Here is an 18,620-nt window from a genome sequence, read left to right as displayed (position 1 = left end):
ATGCGCGGACTGGCGTGGTCAATGCTGTTGCTGGGAACGCTGTCCGCTTCCGCTTTCGCTGCACCTCGCGCCGTGTGGACCTGGGAGCGCGACAGCTACGCGATGCTGGAATCGAGTGCGGAGGCCACTACCGCGTTCGATTTCCTGCGGGCCAAGGGCGTCGACACGCTCTACCTCTACGCCGATGCGTGGGAAGGCCGCAATCTGCTCGCGAAGCAACCGCAGCGCTATCGCGATTTCATCGCCGATGCGCACCGGCGTGGTTTCAAGGTCTATGCCTTGTTGGGATCGGCCTATCTCAATACCGAGCGCTACATCCTGCCCGAGCAACGGTCGACGGCTACCGCGATGCTCCAGCGCGTGCTCGACTACAACACGCAGGCACCGCGCGATGCACGCTTTGATGGCGTCAATCTCGACATCGAGCCGCATCTGCTCGACGAGTGGAATGACGCGAATCGGGAAAACCTGCTGCGCGATTTCCTCGAGGTCAGCGCGGCGTGGATGAAGCTGAAGCACGACTCGGGACAAAACCTGGCGGTTGGCCCCGCGATTCCGTTCTGGTTCGACGGCATCGAAGTGCAATGGCACGGCCGCACGCGACCGGCGAGCGAACACCTCGCCGATGTTTACGACTACGTCGCGCTGATGGACTACCGCGACCATGCCGATGGCAACGACGGCATCGTCGCGCATGCGGCCAAGGAGATGACGTACGCGGAGCAGGCGGGAAAGCAGGTCGTTATCGGACTCGAACTGACGCCGAATGAGTTGAAGAAGGTGACCTTCAATCACCGCCGAGAAGCGGACCTGCAGCGCGAGATCGAGACCGCGCAGGCTGCGTACGCGAAGTCGAAAGCCTTCGCCGGCTTCGCGCTGCATCACTACCGCGGCTATCGCGAATGGGTCGACACGCAAGCCAAGAAGTAGCGGAACTCAGCGCTCCGACTGCCCGGTCTCGTAATACCCGCCGCGCTCGAATAGCGCCGGCTTGATCAACTCGCTGAAGGCGCGTGCCTGTGGTGACAGGAACTTGCCCTTGCGCACCACCACGCCGTAGCTGCGCGACGGGAAGTACTTCGCCAGCGAGCGAGTGGCCAGGCGTTCGCGGTCCGCATCGGTCAGGCAGATCGCGGTGACGATGCTGATGCCCAGGCCCATCGCCACGTACTGCTTGATCACTTCCCAGCCACCGACTTCCAGCGCCACGGTGTAGGGCACGCGGTTTTGCTGGAACACCAGGTCGACCAGGCGGTAGGTGGTCAGGCGCTGCGGTGGGAGGATCAGGCCGTAGGGCGAGAGGTCCTGCAACGTGAGGTTGGTCTTGGTCGCCAGGGGGTGGTCGCGCGGCGTGATCAGCATCGGCTCGAAGCGGTAGACCGGGGCGTAGTCGAGGTCGCCGGGCACGTCGAGCATCGAGCCCACCGCCAGGTCCACCGCATCCGAGCGCAGCAGCTCCAGTCCGCCGGCACCGGTGACGTTGTGCAGGCTCAGGCGAATCTCGGGGTGCCGGGCCTTGAAGGCTTCGACGATCTTCGGCAGCAGGTAGAGGATGGTCGAGCTGCCTGCCGCGACGTGAAGCTCGCCGGCATCCAGCCCGCCGATGCGGTCGCGGAAGGCGGCGTCCAGCCCGTCCAGGCCCTCGACCAGCGGTCGGGCCAGGTCGTACAGCTCCTGACCCTCCCGGGTGAGGGTGATGCGGCGGCCGCTGCGCTCCAGCAGCCGGACCCCGAGGTCGCGTTCCAGCGCCTGCAGCTGCAGGGTCACCGCCGGCTGGCTGAGGAACAGGGCCTCGGCGGCCCGCGAAATCGAACCCAGGCGCGCGGTCTGGCAGAAGGCGCGGAGCGGCTTGAGGCGGTCGCCCTTGTAGGCAAAGCGGGGCGCGGGTGGCGGTTTGGCTGACATCGTTTCGTCAGATATTAATAAACCAAATGAGATGTATTGAAAAAACTTGATTGCCTTATAACACACGTGACCGCATGGTCTCGCCTCACTCGTTACAACAAACACAGTGAGGAACGAACGATGTCGGCAGTGTTGGAATCGCGGGATTTCGGGTCGCAGCCAAGGGGCGTGGAGCTGCTCGCCGCGCATGCCGAGAACGGGTCGCTGCTGACCCCCGCCGCCCAGGCCTTCCTCGCCGGCCTGCACCGCTGCTTCGAGTCCACCCGGCAGGCCTGTCTCGCCGCCCGCCGCGACCGCCAGGCGTTCTTCGACGCCGGCGGCCTGCCCGACTTCCGCGCCGATACCGCCGCGATCCGCGCCGGCGACTGGCGCGTCGCCCCGCTGCCGGCCGCGCTGCGTGACCGCCGCGTCGAGATCACCGGCCCCACCGATCCGAAGATGGTGATCAACGCGCTCAACTCCGGCGCGAACTGCTACATGGCCGACTTCGAGGATTCGACCGCCCCGACCTGGGCCAACCTGCTCGCCGGCCAGCGCGCGCTCAAGGACGCCGTCGCCGGCGCGCTCGAATTCTCCGCGCCGGGCGCCAACGGTGCGCGGGGTAAGCACTACACGCTGAAGCCGTACGCGGAGCAGGCCGTGCTGCTGGTGCGCCCGCGCGGCTGGCATCTCGACGAGAAGCACGTATTGGTCGATGGCGAGAGATTGTCGGCGTCGCTGTTCGACCTTGGTCTGTTCGCCTTCCACAACTCGGACGTGCTCGCCGCGAAGGATCGCGGACCTTATTTCTACCTGCCCAAGCTGCAGTCGATGGAAGAGGCGCGGCTCTGGAACGACGTGCTCGCGCACATCGAAGCCAAGCTCAAGCTGCCCGCCGGCCAGCTCAAGGTCACCGTGTTGATCGAAACGCTGCCCGCGGTGTTCGAGATGGACGAGATCCTCTACGTCCTGCGCGATCGCATCGTCGGTCTCAACTGCGGGCGCTGGGACTACGTCTTCTCCTACATCAAGAGCTTCCGCAAGCACCGCGACAAGGTGCTGCCCGAGCGCGGTCAGGTGACGATGACCCAGCCTTTCCTGCGCGCGTATTCGGAACTGCTAATCCAGACCTGCCACAAGCGCGGCGCGCACGCGATGGGCGGCATGGCCGCGCAGATTCCGATCAGTGGCGACGACGCAGCCAATGAAGCGGCGCTGGCGAAGGTGCGCGCCGACAAGCTGCGCGAAGTCACCGCCGGCCACGACGGCACTTGGGTCGCGCATCCGGCGCTGATTCCGCTGGCGAAGCAGATCTTCGACGAGCGCATGCCGGGCGCAAACCAGCACGGCGTGCGCCGCGAGGAAGTCATCGTCACCCGCGACGACCTGATCAAGCCAAGCATCGGTTCGATCACCCGCGCCGGCTTCGAGAACAACGTTGAAGTATGCGTGCGCTATCTCGCCGCATGGCTCGACGGCAACGGCTGCGTGCCGATCCACTGGCTGATGGAAGACGCCGCGACCGCCGAGATCGCGCGCACCCAGCTATGGCAGTGGCTGCACACCGATGGCCTGCACCTGGACGACGGCAGCGAACTCGATCTCGCGCTGTTCGAGCGCGCCCTGATCAATCTGCCGATGAAGCTCGGCGACCGCAGCAAGCTGCCCGGCGGCAGCCGCATCAACGAGGCGATCGGAATGCTCGATCGACTCACCCACGCCGACACGCTCGAAGAGTTTTTGACCCTGCCCGCTTACGCGCGGCTCGACTGATCCATCGCAAGCAACCCCACCACCGCGCTCACGCACAGAACCATCGAGGGTAACGCCATGAACAAGCAAGCTTCCGCCGATCAACTTCGCCACGACTGGCAGACCAATCCGCGCTGGGCCGGTGTCACCCGCCCCTACAGCGCCGAAGACGTGGTGCGTCTGCGCGGCACCGTGCCGGTCGAGCATTCGATCGCGCGGCTGGGCGCGGAGAAGCTGTGGAACTCGCTGCATCGCGAGGACTTCGTCAATGCGCTCGGCGCGATGACCGGCAACCAGGCGATGCAGCAAGTGAAGGCCGGTCTCAAGGCGATCTATCTCTCGGGCTGGCAGGTCGCGGCCGACGCCAACGTCGCCGGCGAGATGTATCCGGACCAGTCGCTGTACCCCGCCAACTCGGTGCCGCAGGTCGTGCGTCGCATCAACAACACCCTGCTGCGCGCCGACCAGATCCAGTGCGCGGAAGGCGGCGGCGATGTCGACTTCCTGCAGCCGATCGTGGCCGACGCGGAAGCCGGCTTCGGCGGCGTGCTCAACGCGTTCGAACTGATGAAGGGCATGATCGAAGCCGGCGCGGCCGGCGTGCATTTCGAAGACCAGCTTGCCTCGGTGAAGAAGTGCGGCCACATGGGCGGCAAGGTGCTGGTGCCCACGCGCGAAGCGGTCGAGAAGCTGGTCGCCGCGCGCCTCGCCGCCGACGTCATGGGCGTGCCGACGCTGATCGTCGCGCGCACCGATGCGGAAGCCGCCGATCTGCTTACGTCCGACATCGACGCCAACGACCAGCCGTTCGCCACCGGGGAGCGCACCGTCGAAGGTTTCTACAAGACGAAGAACGGTCTGGATCAGGCGATATCGCGTGGCCTGGCGTATGCGCCGTACGCCGATCTGGTGTGGTGCGAAACCGGCAAGCCCGACCTCGAGTTCGCACGCAAGTTCGCCGAGGCAATTCATGCGAAGTACCCGGGCAAGCTGCTCGCCTACAACTGCTCGCCCAGCTTCAACTGGAAGAAGAACCTCGACGACGCGACGATCGCGAAGTTCCAGAAGGAGCTGGCGACCTACGGTTACAAGTTCCAGTTCATCACCCTGGCCGGCTTCCACAGCCTCAACTACGGCATGTTCAATCTCGCGCACGGCTACGCGCGCCGACAGATGAGCGCCTTCGTCGAGTTGCAGGAAGCCGAGTTCGCCGCCGCCGAGCGCGGCTTCACCGCGGTCAAGCATCAGCGCGAAGTCGGCACCGGCTACTTCGATGCGGTCACCCAGGTGATCCAGAACGGCCAGTCCTCGACCGTCGCACTGAAGGGCTCGACCGAGGAGGAGCAGTTCCACGAACAGAAGGCCGCCTGATCAGGCGTGCGGCCGGCACCGGCCCATGGCGCCGGCCGCATCGTGTGTCGGGGTGGGACGGCCCCGATCCGGAGCCATCGGAACCCCCGAATTCCGGGGGTTTCCACCCGCGTAGACGTGCAGGATCAGGTGTTATCCTGAATCCTTGAGCGGGGCGGAAGCGTGTGGATGAAGCGTAGGGCCGCGATGCAGAAGCTGCAGACCACCGGTTCGTCCGCAGGCGGCACCGATGCGGCGACGGCTGCGCTGACGCTGGAGGAATACGCGCTGTTCGCCGAAGTCGGCCGCCCGCGCCGTTGCTATGCCGGCGAGACCTTGTTCCGCCGCGGCGATCTCGGCACCACGATGTATGTGATCGCCGATGGTGCGATCGATCTCGACTTCGGCGAAGACCTGATTTCCAAGCGCCTGGGTCCACGCGAATTCTTCGGTGAACTGGGTCTGCTGATCGGCGATCACGCGCGCAGCGCCGATGCCGTCGCGGCTGGCGATGGCGAGTTGATCGAATTGCGTCACGAGGAATTCCAGCGTCTGGTCGATCGCAACCCGGGGCTGGTCTCGCACTTCCTGCGCCGCGCGATCATGCGCGTGGTGCTCAACGAACAGAGCCTGATCCGCCGTCTTCGTCGTCGCAACCAGGACCTGCAGTCGGCGCTGGATTCGCTGCGCGCCACCGCGCACCAGCTCAACCAGACCGAAGAGCTGATCCGCACCGACGAGCTCACCGGCCTGCACAATCGTCGTGGCCTCGCACAATACCTCAGCGAGCGCCGCCGCAACGGCACGCTCAAGGGCATGGGCCTGGTGCTGGTCGATTGCGATCGCTTCAAAGAGGTCAACGACGAGCACGGCCATCTGGTCGGCGATCGCGTGCTGCAAAGCGTCGCCAGCATCCTGCGCTCGGTGTTGAGCGAAAGCGACATCGCTTGTCGCCTCGGTGGCGACGAGTTCTGCCTGCTGGTAAGCGCAGACAGCCGCGAGGCCGCGCTCGGTTTTGCCGACTTCATCCTGTCGACCACGCGCGGCCTACTGCAAGTACCGCGCCATGCCGAACCCGGAGAAGCGCCGCTGGTCTGCACCGTCAGCGTGGGGGCTTGCCTGATCGACGGCGAGCGTGACTGGAACGACTGGTACGCCCAGGCCGATGCGGCGCTGTATCGTGCGAAGCGACTGGGCGGCAATCGCGTGGAATGGCAGGACGATGCTTACGCGACCGTTTGAAATGGACTGAATGCGTATGGATACCGCGGTACACACGTTCGAACCGACGCCCGAACCGGCACCGCGCCCGTCCGCCAACGCACCGCAACTGCGCACGTTGCTGCTGACCGATCTCGTCGACTCCACCGGCCTGATCGAACGCCTCGGCGACGGACCCGCCAGCGACCTTTTCCGTGCTCACGACCGTCTGGTGCTGCAACTGCAGCAGCAGTGGCGCGGACGCCTGATCGATCGTTCCGACGGCTTGCTGCTGTTGTTCGAGCGGCCCATCGACGGCCTCGGCTTCGCGCTGGACTACATGCGCGGCCTGCTCGCACTCGGTGCAGAGCGCGATCTGGAGTTGCGCGCGCGCGCCGGCTTGCACGTCGGTGAAGTATTGACCTGGCGCAACAGTGCCGAAGCGGTGAGCGTGGGCGCCAAGCCGCTGGAAGTCGAAGGCCTCGCCAAGCCGATGGCGGCGCGCTTGATGGCGATGGCGCGCCCGGGCCAGATCCTGCTGTCCGCCGTGGCCGAACCGCTCGCCCACCGCGCTGCGCGCGAACTGGGCGAACGCGGCCAGCACCTGGCCTGGAAATCGTGGGGGCGCTGGCGCTTCAAGGGCGTGCCAGAAGTGCAGGAAATCTTCGAAGTCGGCGAACCCGACCTCGCCCCGCTACGCGCACCGTCGAGTACGCCCAAGGCGTGGCGCGACATTCCGGTGTGGCGGCGTCCGGCCGCGCTCGCTGCCGAAGTCGCGGTCTTGGCGGTTGGCGTGCTCGCCGTGTGGTTAGTGACCCGCCCCGAGCCCGCGATCGCCTTCGCCCAGCGCGACTGGGTGGTGGTCGGCGACCTGCGCAACCTGACCGGGCAAAGCGCGCTCGACGACTCGCTCGAGCAAGCCTTCCGCATCAGCCTCGAGCAGTCGCGCTACGTCAACGTGCTCAGCGACCTGAAGGCGCGTGACACCCTGCAACGCATGCAGCGCCCGGCCGACACCGTGCTCGATCGCGCCGTCGCTTCGGAAATCGCGCTGCGCGACGGCGCCCGCGCGGTGATCCTGCCGACGGTGGCGGAAGTCGGCGGCCGCGTGCGCGTGAGCGCTGAGGTGATCGATCCGCACACGCAGACCACGGTGTACGCGGAATCCGCTGAAGGCAGAGGCGTCGATTCCGCGCTGGATTCGATCGACGATGTCACCGCGGCACTGCGCGGCAAACTCGGCGAGGCGGTGAAGTCGATCGAGAAGGATTCGGTGCCGTTGCCGCAGGTGACGACGACGAACCTGGATGCATTGCGTGCGTATGCGTTGGGGCAGAAGGCGTATGGAGAAACCGACTACGCCAATGCGCTGAAGCTGTATGAGCAGGCTACAACGCAGGATCCTCAGTTTGCCCTCGCCTGGGTCGGCCAGGCGAAGTCGCGGTATGCGGCGTTCGATGCCAACTCCGCAAGACCCGCATTGGAGCGCGCGAGGGCATTGCGCAGCAGGCTGGCGCCGAGAGAGGCGCTCTATCTGGACGGATGGGGGGCCGAGTTCGAATCGCCCGTTGACGCCTTCGAGAAGTGGCGCCTATTGACGAACCTCTATCCGGATTTCATGCCTGCCTTCGGAAACACGGCGCTGCGGCTGATTCGTTTGAACCGTTTCCCAGAAGCCGTGGACTACGCGCGGCATACGACCGATCCGCGACACGATCTGGCCGGGAAGGGATACGAATGGCTGGGCCGAGCGCAGCTTGGTAGCGAAGATTACAAGGGCGCCGCCGATTCGTTCGATAAGGCCGTCGCGCACGGCAGTCGCGACAGCGCCGAGCAGGTTGCACAAGTAGCCGCGGCGACCAGGCGTTTCGAAGCAGCGCAAACCGCGTTGAAAAAGATGCCGCAGAACACGGCGCGTGTCTGGATTCAAAGAGCCGTTGTTCTGCTGGATCAAGGCAATGTCGAAAAGGCGCGTGAATCGGCGCTCAGGGCCGTCCGTCTGGGCGGAGACGAGCCTGGATCAAAGCGCATGGTGGCGACCCTCACTCTGGCTGTGATTGAAAACGCTGCGGGTAGACAGGATGAAGCGCGCACGGCAGTGCGCAATGTCGCTGATGAAATACCCGCGGCCCTCAAGTCTGTCAGCCTGGCCGAGTCGGTCGACGTTGTCGGGCTGGCTCTTTCGACTTCGCTGCTGTCCCAGCAGTTGGGCGAGCGGACCCTCGCCAATCAGAGGCTGGCGGAACTGCAAGGCAACCCGCTCATGGCTTCGCCGGAACTGTCCGAATTGGCGGCGGTGGTGCGAGCGAATGACATGCGACTGTCGGGTAGACCGGAGCAGGCCGTCGAGCAATTGAGAGGGCTGCTCAATGGACACGAATTGTTCCAGACGCGACAAGCCCTGTTGGAGGCCTGCCTGGCGGCGCAACGCACCGCTTGCGTAAACGAGCAGGCCAAGTGGCTCGCGCAACGGCGAGGGCAGGCGTACGCCGAGCTGATCGGCTATCAGGTCGTGCAGGCGCTCAACGTGGCGAGCAGCGATGCAGCCTCTTCGCGCCTGGATCGCGTGCCGAAGTAGCCTCGATACAAGGCTACTTCGGCCGTAGTTTCAATTACTTGCCCGAACGGGCGGAAACGCTTGCGTCCAGCATCGGGGGCGTTTGGCCCAGGCCTGCAAGCAGCATCGCCCTGAGTTCGGCGCGTGCTTTCAGGATGTCGGCTTTCGGCGCAATTCGATGCACCCGGCAACAAGCAGCGGTCGCCAGTGCCGCCGATTCGGGCAGCGGTGAACCCTTGCGCTGCGCGGCAAGAGCAGCCTTTGCTTCCGGATGACCCGCTTGAGCCAAGGCAGCCTGCGGATCCTTCTTGAACAATCGCCGAAATGCATTGTCGGTGCTGAGCAGATCCAGCAGCTTGTCTGCAACTTTCGGATCGAGCGGAGCGGATTTCTGCTTTGCCATTTCCCCATCCCCTGTGTGGGCCCGTGGCGGGCGCGAATGAATCTAACCCGGAGGGGGTGGCGGGACAACGGTGATGAGCCGTGCGCACCGCACTTGAAGCCTGCATCGGCCCGCGCATTGCGGATGCACGCCGCGCATTCCGCATCACGGCTTGCGTTATGGCGGCTTGGTGGAGAATGCTCGGGGCCCAGCAGGCCATGCCCTCGCAGGCAGCAGACGCTTCACCCGATCCGGAGTAGGGAATGCAAGTTCGCCGCTGTGCCGCCGTATTTCTTGAACCACGCGAGGAAGTCGGTTTCGACCTAGAGCTGCTGATGGCGGGAAGCGCGGGCCTGCGTCGCGACCTGTGCTGGCTTGCCCTGGCACCGCATCGCGGCGAGGAGATCGAGATCGACGCGGCCGAGCGCGAACTGCTCGGCGCCGTCAGCCCGAGCCAATGGATCGATGCCTCGGCATTACCGCCGCACTCCGCCGCCGCGCTGCAATCGCTGCTGGTCGAGGGCCTGTTGATCAGCGATGCGCCTGAGCACGCGCATTGGCGGCAGCGCGATGACGCCTTGCGTTCCGTGCATTGGCATCCGCTCGCCGCGGCCTTGCACGCCTTCACTCGCTGGCAAGACGTCGATACCGTGCAGAACATGAAGGACAGCGGCACCGGGACGGCCATCGAAATGCGTGAGGTGCTCGGCGCTCCACCCGTTGAGGCCGCGCGCCGCGCCGAGGTCACCATGCAGCTCAAGTTGCCGCGCGCCGTCGCGAATGACTTCGACCAACTGTTGGCCCGTCGCGCCACCTGCCGTAACTTCGATGCCGCACGCGCGCTGTCGTTCGAGCTGCTTGCGCAGTTGCTGCAGCGCGTGTTCGCCGCGCAGGCGCAGGTCCAGGTCACCGAAGACACCGTGATCCTGAAGAAGAACGTTCCCTCCGGTGGCGGGCTGCACCCGATGGAGTGCTACCTGATCGTGCAGCACGTCGAGGGAGTCGCGCCCGGCCTGTACCACTACCACGCGATCGATCACGCGCTGGAACCGCTGGCGGTGCCCGAAGGGTGCGATTGGTCCGGTGGTGGGTTGCGTCAGTTCCTGCAGGACATGGTCGCGCAGCAGCACTGGTTTGCCGATGCCCATGTCGCGGTGGTGCTGGCGCCGCGCTTCGACCGGACCTTCTGGAAGTACCGCAATCACGCCAAGGGCTATCGCGTGGTGGCGCTTGAGGCCGGCCATTTGTCGCAGACCCTGTACCTGGCCGCGACCGAGGCTGGGCTGGGCGCCTTCATCACCGGCGCCATCAACGAGAAAGAGCTGGAACGAGCGTTCGGTCTCGATCACATCAGCCAGGGCGTACTGGCGGTGTGCGGGTTCGGCTGGCGGGGCGAGGAGATGGTGACGGCGGAGCTTGATCCGCTATGCAGCGTCTGGACCTGAGCGCGTCCCGCGTCAGGACTGCGGCACTGGCCCAAATGCGCGCGGCCCGTTAGCTTCCGCAACCCCCACACGAGATGCGACACATGCGAAACGGAGTTCTCCTTGCGCTGTTCATTGCGCTGGCTGGCAGCAGCACCGCAATGGCCATGGACACCAACACGGTCATCCGTGCCGACGCGGCGCTGGCCCAGCAGCAGGGCATTCGCGCTGACGCGACCGCGCGCAAGGGCCGCTACAAGGACATGGACGAAGCCGCACGCAACGATTTGCTGGCGAAGCAGGACGTCGTGTTCCGTCTGTTGGAAGGCAAGCAGAGTTCGGATGAGTTGACCGAAGCGCAGCGCATCGAGCTGTTCAGCGCGCTCGAGGCGATCGATGTGGTGGTCAAGAATGCAAAAAGCGAACAGCTGGTTTGCGAGGTCGTTCGCAAGACTGGCAGCAACCGTCCCACGAGGGTTTGCAGGACCCGGATGGCGCAGGACCAGGAGCGCGACGAAACGCAGAAGACGCTGCGCTCGTGCTCCGCTCCGGGCTGCATGTAACCCGGGCGACTTCGTCCGATCCTTCAACGCCCCGTGTCGCGCGATGAGCGATCGCAATGCGATGCGGGCCCTCGTTCGAGGCGATAGCCAATCGCCTCGCCAAGGTGCGGCGCCGTGATATCGGCGCTGGCGTCGAGATCGGCGATGGTCCGCGCGACCCGCAGGATCCGGTGGACGGAACGCGCGGACAGGCGCAGGGCTTCGGCGGCACGCTCCAATAGCGCCTGTTCCGAAGCACCGAGGCGGCAATGCGCAGCGGTTTCGCCTTGCGTGAGCTGCGCGTTGATCCTGCCGCTGCGCTGCTGCTGGCGCATGCGCGCCGCTTCCACCCGCGCACGCACGCTGGCGCTGGCTTCGCCCGGCGGTGCGTCACTGCGCAGTTCGGTCAGTGGCAGCCGTGGCACCTCGACGTGCAGGTCGATCCGCTCCAGCAGCGGCCCGGAGATCCGCCCGCGATAGCGCTGGATCGCATCGGCGCTGCAGCGACAGCGGCCGGAAGGATCGCCGGCCCAGCCGCAGGGGCAGGGGTTCATCGCCGCGACCAGCTGGAAGCGCGCGGGGAACTCGCTCTGCCGCGCGGCACGCGAGATGGTCACCACGCCGGATTCGAGCGGCTCGCGCAGCACTTCCAGCGACTGCCGGCTCCACTCAGGCAATTCGTCGAGAAAAAGCACCCCGTTGTGCGCCAACGAAATCTCGCCGGGGCGCGGTTGCGCGCCACCGCCGACGAGCGCGACCGCGCTGGTGGTGTGGTGCGGCGCGCGATAGGGGCGCGCACGCCAGCGCGCCGGATCCAGTCCGCGCCCGCTGATCGAAGCGATCGCCGCCGATTCCAGCGCTTCGGCCTCGCTGGCCTCGGGCAGGACGCCGGCCAGGCGTGAAGCGAGCAGGGTCTTGCCGCAGCCCGGCGGGCCGACGAAGAGCAGATGGTGATTGCCCGCCGCGGCGATCTCGAGCGCACGCCGCGCCTGCGTCTGGCCGCGGACGTCGGCAAGATCGGGCAGGTCGTTGCGCTGCGCTGTCGGGGCGATGGCAACCGGCAGGGTCTTGCGTCCGCTAAGCGCGCCGCACACTTCCAGCAGCGTGCGCGCAGTGCGGACTTCGACGTCGCGCGCCAACGCGGCTTCGACGCCATTCCCCTCCGGAACGATCAGTTTGCGTCCGGCCTGCACCGCCGCGAGGGCCGCAGGCAAAGCGCCGTCGACCGCACGCAGTTCACCGGTCAGTCCCAGCTCGCCAAGGAATTCGTATTCGCGCAGCGGCTCCAGCGGGATCTGTCCGCTGGCCGCGAGGATGCCCAGCGCGATCGGGAGGTCGAAGCGGCCGCCATCTTTCGGCAGGTCGGCAGGCGCGAGATTCACCGTGATCACCCGCGACGGAAATTCGAACTGCGCGCAACTGATCGCCGCGCGAACGCGGTCTCGGGACTCGCGCACCGCGGCTTCCGGCAAACCCACCAGCGAGAAGCGCGGCAAGCCGCCGGCCAGATGGACTTCGACGCGAACCTCGGGCGCGCGCACGCCCGTTCGCGCACGGCTGTGCACGAGTGCCAGGTTCATGGGGATGCCCGCTTAGTGGCGGGGGTTGTGCGGGCCCAGCTGCGCTTCCAGCTCGGCGACGGTGCGCTGCAGCTCTTCGAGTTTTTCGCGGGTGCGCAACAGCACCGCGCGCTGCACCTCGAATTCCTCGCGGGTCACCAGGTCGAGCCGGGACAGGCCGGACTGCAGCACCGACTTGAAGTTCTGCTGCAGCTCGTCGCGGCCTTCACGGAGGCCGGGCGGCACCAGCGCGCTGAGGCGGCGGGCAAGGTCGTCGAGATGGTTGAGGTCGATCATTTGCTTGGCTCCTCCGGCGATGGCCCCAGCTTGGGGCGGGTGCCGTGACGGCGCAGTCGGGCAAGGCCGTGGTGCGCGGTAGGAATAATCCGATGGCCCACCATTGTAGGGCCTGCCCCGAACTTGATCCGGGGGCGGGTCGCGTTCCGTCGCTCCGATGCGGCATCGAACGCAGCCCGCTCGCCCTGCATCGTCATGCACCGTATCCTCCCGCGCAGAACCGGAGGCAATGCAATGAAGATGGTCATGGCGGTGATCAAGCCGTTCAAGCTCGACGATGTGCGCGAAGCGCTGGCGGAAGCCGGTGTCGCCGGCATCACCGCCACCGAGGTCAAGGGGTTCGGCCGCCAGAAGGGGCACACCGAGCTGTATCGCGGCGCCGAATATGTCGTCGACTTCCTGCCCAAGATCAAGCTGGAAGTCGCGGTCACTGACGAGCAGGTCGACACCGTGGTCGAGGCGATCATGAAGGCCGCAGGCACCGGCAAGATCGGCGACGGCAAGATCTTCGTTTGGGACCTGGACCGCGTGGTGCGCATCCGCACTGGCGAAATGGACGGCGACGCCCTCTAACGCATAGCGGCGTCGAGGCTCAGGCCTCGATCGCCACGCGATTGCGTCCGGCTTCCTTGGCCCGGTACAGCGCCGCATCGGCGCGATCGATGACGTCGTGCACGCCGTCGTCCTGCGGTCGCAGCATCGCCAGGCCCAGGCTGATGGTGACGCACAGGTCCTGTGCGATATCCGACAGATCGAGCCGGTGTACGCTGTCGCGCAGGCGTTCGGCCACCAGCAACGCGGCGTCGGACGACGTGTTCGGCAGCAGCACGATGAATTCCTCGCCGCCCATGCGGCCGAGCAGATCGTTCTGGCGCAGCACGGCCTCGCAGGCGCGCGCCACGCGCACCAGCACCTGGTCGCCGCGCGCGTGGCCGTGGCCATCGTTGATGCGCTTGAACCAGTCGAGATCGAAGGTGAGCACGGCCAGCGGCGCGTCGTTGCTGCGCGCGTTATCCAGCGCCTGTTCGGCCGCGACTTCGACATGGCGGCGGTTGGCGACGCCGGTCAGCGAGTCGGTCAGGGCCAGGCGATTGATGCGACGCATGCTGCGCAGCTGGCGCAGGAACAGTCCGCCCAGCAGCAACAGCAGCAAGCCGGTGCTGATCAGGGCGGCGAGCTGCCAGCGGTTGGCGCGTTCGATCGCCTTCAGTCGCTGCTGCTGGCTGCGGCGCTCGCTCTGCAGGCGCGTGTTTTCCAGGTCGCGGCGGGCGGTATCGAACTGGTACTGCAGCAACAGCGACTGCTGGGTGCGCGCGTCGTCGTTGAGCTTGCGCCGACCGGTGCGTTCCAGCTTGAGGTCGTCCATCGCCGCGCGGTAGTCGCCGAGCGCCTCGTGACTGAGCGCGCGTGCCGCGTACAGGTCGACCTGGTAGCGCAAGTTGGGGTCGGCTTCGAAGGCGCGCGCTGCGCGATCGTAATGTTCCAGTGCCTGCTGGTCGTCGCCGCGGCCGGCGAGCACGCGGCCTTCGAGCAATTGCAGCATCGCTTCGTTGGAACGGTCGCCGACGCGTTCGAACCCGATGCGCGAGGTGGCCAGCGCGGTCTCGGCGCCGCTGAAATCCCCCTTCTGCACCAGCGCCGACGCCGAGGCCAGGTGCGCCGCGGCGACGTCGTATTCCAGGCCATGCGCGGCCGCCGTGTCGATGGCGCGGCTCAGGACCTGCAGCGCCTCGTCGTGGCGGCCCAGGTCCTCGTGCAGGAACGCGGTCTGCATCAGCGCCACGGTCAGCAGGCCGGGATCGCCCTGGCGCTCGGCGAACGCCACGCTCTGACGCAGGTATTCCAGTGCCTTGGCGTGGTCGCCCATGCGCCGGTACGCGGCGGCGATGTCGCCCAGGCCGGCTTCCGCCTCGTTACGCAAGCCGGCGGCCGTGTAGACGCGCTGGGCCTCGAGAAAATCGTTGAGTGCCGCCGCCTGCTGTCCCAGCAGCGAACGCAGGCTGCCGCGATGGGCCAGGGCCTGGGCCAGCAGTCGCGGGTCCTTGTGCTTGCGGGCCAGTTCCAGCGCCTTGTCGACCGTGGCCGCCGACTGCGAGGTCTGGCCGGAGCCATCGATGTAATTGGCTTCGCACAGGCCGAAGCGGATCTGTTCGCCGACATCGCCCAGCCGCATCGCATCGGCCAGGCCGGTGCGGGCGAAGGCGAGCCCGGCCGCGGGCTGGCCGAGATCGTCGTAATCGCAGCGGAAGCCGCGCAGGCGCAATTCGCGGGCGGGATCGCCGCGTGGGCGCAGGGTGTCGAGGTGGCGGACGACTTCGCGGACCTGCTGGGGGCCGGATACGACCAGGTCACCGCGTTCGACTTGTTCGATCAGGCTGTCGAACTGGGTGGCATCCGGTTCCGCGCCGAACCGGGACAGGTCCGGCGCCGCGGGTGCAACCGCCTGCGCCGGCACGTCCGCAGTGACGCACCAGCCGAGCACGGCCAGCAGTACGGTGAACCGCAATGTGCGCAAGACATCCCCCCGGATCGAGCGCAGACGGCAGTAGCGCCATCCGGAAGGCAACGTAACACAGGCCCTTGCACCGGCCTGAGACGCACGGCGCTGTTCCGGCGCCGTCCGTCAGTCAGAACCCTGAATCGCTTATTCGCCCAGTGCGGCGGCAACGAAGGGCGGGGAGACCAGCGCGCCGGTGTGGATGTCGGCGCTGTAGTACTTGGTGTCGAACAGCTTGGCGCGGGCGTCGGTCGCGCGGAATTCGAAGCCACCGGCCTTGCGGGCCAGCGTGCAGGACCACCAGCCGGTCGGGTAGCACGGCTGCGGGAACGGCAGGGTCTTGAAGGTGGTGAAGCCGGCCTTGCCCATCTCGCCGCGCATTTCCTGGATCAGGTCGAGCAGGACCAGCGGCGATTCTGACTGCTGGACCAGGATGCCGTCGTCCTTCAGGGCGCGGAAGCAGGATTCATAGAAGGCCTTGTTGAACAGGCCCTCGGCCGGACCGACGGGGTCGGTGGAGTCGACGATCACGATGTCGACGCTGCCCGGGGCGCAGTTGGCCATGTAGGCGATGCCGTCGTCGAACAGCAGCTCGGCGCGCGGATCGTTGTTGGAATCGCACAGCTCCGGGAACCACTTCTCGGCCATGCGCGTGACCTGCTCGTCGATGTCGCACTGCACGGCCTTCTCGACGCCCGGGTGCTTGAGCACTTCGCGCAGGGTGCCGCAGTCGCCGCCGCCGATGATCACGACGTGCTTCGGATTGGCATGGGTGAACAGCGCTGGGTGCGACATCATCTCGTGATAGAGGAAGTTGTCGCGCGTGGTCAGCATCATCGCGCCGTCGATGAGCATCAGGTTGCCCCAGTCGGTCGACTCGTAGATCTCGATGAACTGGAACGGCGACTGCACCTCGTCCAGCTTCTTGGTGATGCGGTAGCCGATGGCCGAGCCGGCGCGCTCGAAGTTTTCGTAGTGCCAGGTGGGGGCGGTCATCGGGGTGCTCCTGAGTTGCTATTGCGTGGGGGCGCGGATTGTAGCGAATGGGGGGGCGGCCGGTGGTGGACGCGGGGCCGTACCAGGCGCTCCAAAAAACGCGATAGCCCGGCCGTCCCAGCCGCGCGCGCGGCCCGCACCGTGTCCGCACTGTGGATCACCCGCGGGCGGCCCTACAATGCGCGCCTGTTCACAACCTCTTAGCTACAGGAAGCATGCCGATGACCGCCTGGTCGCTCGACCAAGCCCGCAAGACCTACTCCATCCCCCACTGGGCCGAAGGCTATTTCGATGTGGATGCCGCCGGCCGGATCACCGTGGCGCCGCGTGGCGAGCAGGGACCGAAGATCGCATTGCCGGAGGTGGTCGACCGGGCCAAGGCGCAGGGCGCCAAGCTGCCCCTGCTGGTGCGCTTCCCCGACATCCTCGGCGACCGCCTGCGCAAGCTGCAGGGCGCCTTCGCCCAGGCGATGACCGACTGGGAGTACAGCGGCGGCTATACCGCGGTCTATCCGATCAAGGTCAACCAGCACGCCGGCGTGGCCGGCACGCTGGCTTCGCACCACGGCGAAGGCTTCGGCCTGGAGGCCGGCAGCAAGCCGGAGCTGATGGCGGTGCTGGCGCTGTCGCGCCCGGGCGGGCTGATCGTCTGCAACGGTTACAAGGACCGCGAGTACATCCGCCTCGCCCTGATCGGCCGCAAGCTGGGGCTCGAGACCTTCATCGTGGTCGAGAAGCCGTCCGAGCTGCCGCTGATCATCGAGGAGGCGCGCGCGCTGGGTGTGAAGCCGGGTCTGGGCGTGCGCATGCGCCTGGCTTCGCTCGGCGCCGGCAAGTGGCAGAACAGCGGCGGCGACAAGGCCAAGTTCGGCCTCTCGCCGCGCCAGGTGCTGGACCTGTGGAAGGAGCTGCGCGACGCCGGGCTGGAAGATTGCCTGGGCCTGCTGCATTTCCACATGGGTTCGCAGATCTCCAACGTCCGTGACATCGCCAACGGCATGCGCGAGGCGACGCGTTACTTCGTCGAACTGTCCGTGCTCGGCGCCAAGGTGCGCTATATGGATGTCGGCGGCGGCCTGGGCATCGACTACGAAGGCACGCGTTCGCGCAGCTACTGCTCGATCAACTATGGCGTGAACCAGTACGCCTCCAGCATCGTGCAGCCGCTGGCCGAAGCCTGCGAGGAATATGGCCTCGCACCGCCGCGCGTGATCACTGAGTGCGGCCGCGCGATGACCGCGCACCACGCAGTGTTGATCGCGAATGTGTCCGAGGTCGAGCAGGCGCCGGAAGGCCGCGTGCCCGACGAGCACGACGACGAACCGGCAGTGATCCGCCACCTGCGCGAGATCCACGCCGAAATTGATTTGCGTCCGGCCGTCGAGCTGTTCCATGAGGCGCAGCACCACCACAGCGAAGGCCTGTCGCTGTACGCGCTCGGCCAGATCGACCTGACCCATCGCGCCCGCATCGACGACCTGTTCTATGCGATCGCGCATGCGGTCCGCGCGCGACTGAGCTACGACGAGAAGAGTCACCGCGATCTGCTCGACGAGCTCAACGACCGCCTGGTCGACAAGTATTTCGTCAACTTCAGCGTGTTCGAATCGATGCCGGACGTGTGGGCGATCGACCAGGTATTCCCGATCGCGCCGATCGAACGCTTGAACGAAGCGCCGACCCGGCGCGGCGTGATCGCCGACATGACCTGCGACTCCGACGGCATGATCGACACCTATGTCGAGACCGAAGGCCTGGACAGCTCGCTGCCGCTGCACGAGATGAAGCATGGCGAGTCGTACCGGCTTGGTTTCTTCCTGGTCGGTGCGTACCAGGAAATCCTCGGCGACATCCACAACCTGTTCGGCGACACCGACGCGGTGGAAGTGCACATCGACGGCGACGGCTATGCGATGAGCCAGCAGCGTCGCGGCGATACCGCGGACGTGATGCTCGACTACGTCGGTTACAAGCTCGCCGACCTGCGCCAGGCCTATCGCGACAAGGTGGCGGCGGCGCACCTGGCCAATGACGAGGCGGCGCGTCTGGATGCGGCATTGGAAGCGGGGCTTACCGCATATACGTATTTGAGCGACGAGCCGTTGGCGTAAGGCAACGGCAAAAGCTGCCCCTCATCCGCCCTTCGGGCACCTTCTCCCCGCTGTGCGGGGAGAAGGGAA

At 66.4% G+C, this 18,620-nt stretch carries 15 protein-coding genes; 9 read left to right on the top strand and 6 right to left on the bottom strand.

Annotated features, from left to right (window positions below; all coding sequences use genetic code 11):
* Complete coding sequence (locus ACYVGK_RS00155; RefSeq protein WP_460731194.1) at positions 1-930, top strand: hypothetical protein; 930 nt, start codon at positions 1-3, stop codon at positions 928-930.
* Between the two features lie 6 nt (positions 931-936).
* Here the strand turns inward: ACYVGK_RS00155 and ACYVGK_RS00150 are convergent, their stop codons facing one another.
* Positions 937-1,905 (bottom strand): LysR family transcriptional regulator, encoded by a 969-nt coding sequence (locus tag ACYVGK_RS00150; RefSeq protein ID WP_460731193.1) that lies wholly within the window; start codon positions 1,903-1,905, stop codon positions 937-939.
* A 120-nt stretch (positions 1,906-2,025) separates the two neighbouring features.
* Here ACYVGK_RS00150 and aceB point away from each other — a divergent pair, with 120 nt between their 5' ends.
* The 4 genes from aceB to ACYVGK_RS00130 all read left to right on the top strand — a co-directional run bounded on the left by aceB (position 2,026) and on the right by ACYVGK_RS00130 (position 8,764).
* A complete protein-coding gene (aceB, locus tag ACYVGK_RS00145) occupies positions 2,026-3,657 on the top strand; it encodes a malate synthase A (RefSeq protein ID WP_460731192.1) in 1,632 nt (543 codons plus the stop codon).
* A 57-nt stretch (positions 3,658-3,714) separates the two neighbouring features.
* Positions 3,715-5,007: an isocitrate lyase gene (aceA, locus tag ACYVGK_RS00140; protein WP_460731191.1), complete on the top strand. Its 1,293-nt coding sequence runs from the start codon at positions 3,715-3,717 to the stop codon at positions 5,005-5,007.
* A gap of 186 nt (positions 5,008-5,193) precedes the next feature.
* Positions 5,194-6,228 carry a GGDEF domain-containing protein gene (locus tag ACYVGK_RS00135; RefSeq protein WP_460732406.1) on the top strand — a complete coding sequence of 345 codons (1,035 nt, stop codon included), beginning with the start codon at positions 5,194-5,196 and terminating at the stop codon, positions 6,226-6,228.
* A 16-nt stretch (positions 6,229-6,244) separates the two neighbouring features.
* Positions 6,245-8,764 carry a putative peptide modification system cyclase gene (locus tag ACYVGK_RS00130; RefSeq protein WP_460731190.1) on the top strand — a complete coding sequence of 840 codons (2,520 nt, stop codon included), beginning with the start codon at positions 6,245-6,247 and terminating at the stop codon, positions 8,762-8,764.
* A 34-nt stretch (positions 8,765-8,798) separates the two neighbouring features.
* Here ACYVGK_RS00130 and ACYVGK_RS00125 read toward each other — a convergent pair whose 3' ends face one another.
* The gene (locus tag ACYVGK_RS00125; RefSeq protein ID WP_460731189.1) at positions 8,799-9,146 is read right to left on the bottom strand and encodes an NHLP-related RiPP peptide; all 348 of its coding nucleotides are present in this window, start codon (positions 9,144-9,146) and stop codon (positions 8,799-8,801) included.
* Between the two features lie 242 nt (positions 9,147-9,388).
* Between ACYVGK_RS00125 and ACYVGK_RS00120 the strand changes: the two genes are divergently transcribed.
* Both ACYVGK_RS00120 and ACYVGK_RS00115 read left to right on the top strand, forming a co-directional pair.
* Entirely contained in the window at positions 9,389-10,570 is a 1,182-nt protein-coding gene (locus tag ACYVGK_RS00120; RefSeq protein WP_460731188.1) for a putative peptide maturation dehydrogenase, read from the top strand.
* Between the two features lie 83 nt (positions 10,571-10,653).
* Positions 10,654-11,112 carry a hypothetical protein gene (locus tag ACYVGK_RS00115; RefSeq protein WP_460731187.1) on the top strand — a complete coding sequence of 153 codons (459 nt, stop codon included), beginning with the start codon at positions 10,654-10,656 and terminating at the stop codon, positions 11,110-11,112.
* Between the two features lie 23 nt (positions 11,113-11,135).
* Here ACYVGK_RS00115 and ACYVGK_RS00110 read toward each other — a convergent pair whose 3' ends face one another.
* Positions 11,136-12,671, bottom strand: a complete 1,536-nt coding sequence (locus ACYVGK_RS00110; protein WP_460731186.1) for a YifB family Mg chelatase-like AAA ATPase — start codon at positions 12,669-12,671, stop codon at positions 11,136-11,138.
* A gap of 12 nt (positions 12,672-12,683) precedes the next feature.
* Positions 12,684-12,947: a ubiquinone biosynthesis accessory factor UbiK gene (gene ubiK / locus ACYVGK_RS00105; RefSeq protein ID WP_460731185.1), complete on the bottom strand. Its 264-nt coding sequence runs from the start codon at positions 12,945-12,947 to the stop codon at positions 12,684-12,686.
* A 234-nt stretch (positions 12,948-13,181) separates the two neighbouring features.
* On the opposite strand from ubiK, the gene ACYVGK_RS00100 reads away from it, so the two are divergent.
* A complete protein-coding gene (locus ACYVGK_RS00100; protein WP_460731184.1) occupies positions 13,182-13,520 on the top strand; it encodes a P-II family nitrogen regulator in 339 nt (112 codons plus the stop codon).
* Positions 13,521-13,539: 19 nt separating this feature from the next.
* Here ACYVGK_RS00100 and ACYVGK_RS00095 read toward each other — a convergent pair whose 3' ends face one another.
* Positions 13,540-15,462: a diguanylate cyclase gene (locus tag ACYVGK_RS00095; RefSeq protein ID WP_460731183.1), complete on the bottom strand. Its 1,923-nt coding sequence runs from the start codon at positions 15,460-15,462 to the stop codon at positions 13,540-13,542.
* Between the two features lie 129 nt (positions 15,463-15,591).
* Complete coding sequence (speE, locus tag ACYVGK_RS00090) at positions 15,592-16,440, bottom strand: polyamine aminopropyltransferase (RefSeq protein WP_460731182.1); 849 nt, start codon at positions 16,438-16,440, stop codon at positions 15,592-15,594.
* A gap of 221 nt (positions 16,441-16,661) precedes the next feature.
* Here speE and speA point away from each other — a divergent pair, with 221 nt between their 5' ends.
* Positions 16,662-18,551, top strand: coding sequence for an arginine decarboxylase (speA, locus tag ACYVGK_RS00085; RefSeq protein WP_460731181.1), 1,890 nt, complete (start codon positions 16,662-16,664; stop codon positions 18,549-18,551).
* The last annotated feature ends 69 nt before the right edge of the window (positions 18,552-18,620 follow it).

It is taken from the genome of Lysobacter tyrosinilyticus (assembly GCF_054779815.1).
Note: the sequence above shows the minus strand (reverse complement) of the source record. Positions and strands in the feature narration are given on the sequence as shown.

Excerpts from the sequence above, each read along its gene's own strand:
- ACYVGK_RS00155 (WP_460731194.1), top strand. The coding sequence starts at position 1 with ATGCGCGGACTGGCGTGGTCAATGCTGTTGCTGGGAACGCTGTCCGCT.
- ACYVGK_RS00150 (WP_460731193.1), bottom strand. The coding sequence starts at position 1,905 with ATGTCAGCCAAACCGCCACCCGCGCCCCGCTTTGCCTACAAGGGCGAC.
- aceB (WP_460731192.1), top strand. The coding sequence starts at position 2,026 with ATGTCGGCAGTGTTGGAATCGCGGGATTTCGGGTCGCAGCCAAGGGGC.
- aceA (WP_460731191.1), top strand. The coding sequence starts at position 3,715 with ATGAACAAGCAAGCTTCCGCCGATCAACTTCGCCACGACTGGCAGACC.
- ACYVGK_RS00135 (WP_460732406.1), top strand. The coding sequence starts at position 5,194 with ATGCAGAAGCTGCAGACCACCGGTTCGTCCGCAGGCGGCACCGATGCG.
- ACYVGK_RS00130 (WP_460731190.1), top strand. The coding sequence starts at position 6,245 with ATGGATACCGCGGTACACACGTTCGAACCGACGCCCGAACCGGCACCG.
- ACYVGK_RS00125 (WP_460731189.1), bottom strand. The coding sequence starts at position 9,146 with ATGGCAAAGCAGAAATCCGCTCCGCTCGATCCGAAAGTTGCAGACAAG.
- ACYVGK_RS00120 (WP_460731188.1), top strand. The coding sequence starts at position 9,389 with ATGCAAGTTCGCCGCTGTGCCGCCGTATTTCTTGAACCACGCGAGGAA.
- ACYVGK_RS00115 (WP_460731187.1), top strand. The coding sequence starts at position 10,654 with ATGCGAAACGGAGTTCTCCTTGCGCTGTTCATTGCGCTGGCTGGCAGC.
- ACYVGK_RS00110 (WP_460731186.1), bottom strand. The coding sequence starts at position 12,671 with ATGAACCTGGCACTCGTGCACAGCCGTGCGCGAACGGGCGTGCGCGCG.
- ubiK (WP_460731185.1), bottom strand. The coding sequence starts at position 12,947 with ATGATCGACCTCAACCATCTCGACGACCTTGCCCGCCGCCTCAGCGCG.
- ACYVGK_RS00100 (WP_460731184.1), top strand. The coding sequence starts at position 13,182 with ATGAAGATGGTCATGGCGGTGATCAAGCCGTTCAAGCTCGACGATGTG.
- speE (WP_460731182.1), bottom strand. The coding sequence starts at position 16,440 with ATGACCGCCCCCACCTGGCACTACGAAAACTTCGAGCGCGCCGGCTCG.
- speA (WP_460731181.1), top strand. The coding sequence starts at position 16,662 with ATGACCGCCTGGTCGCTCGACCAAGCCCGCAAGACCTACTCCATCCCC.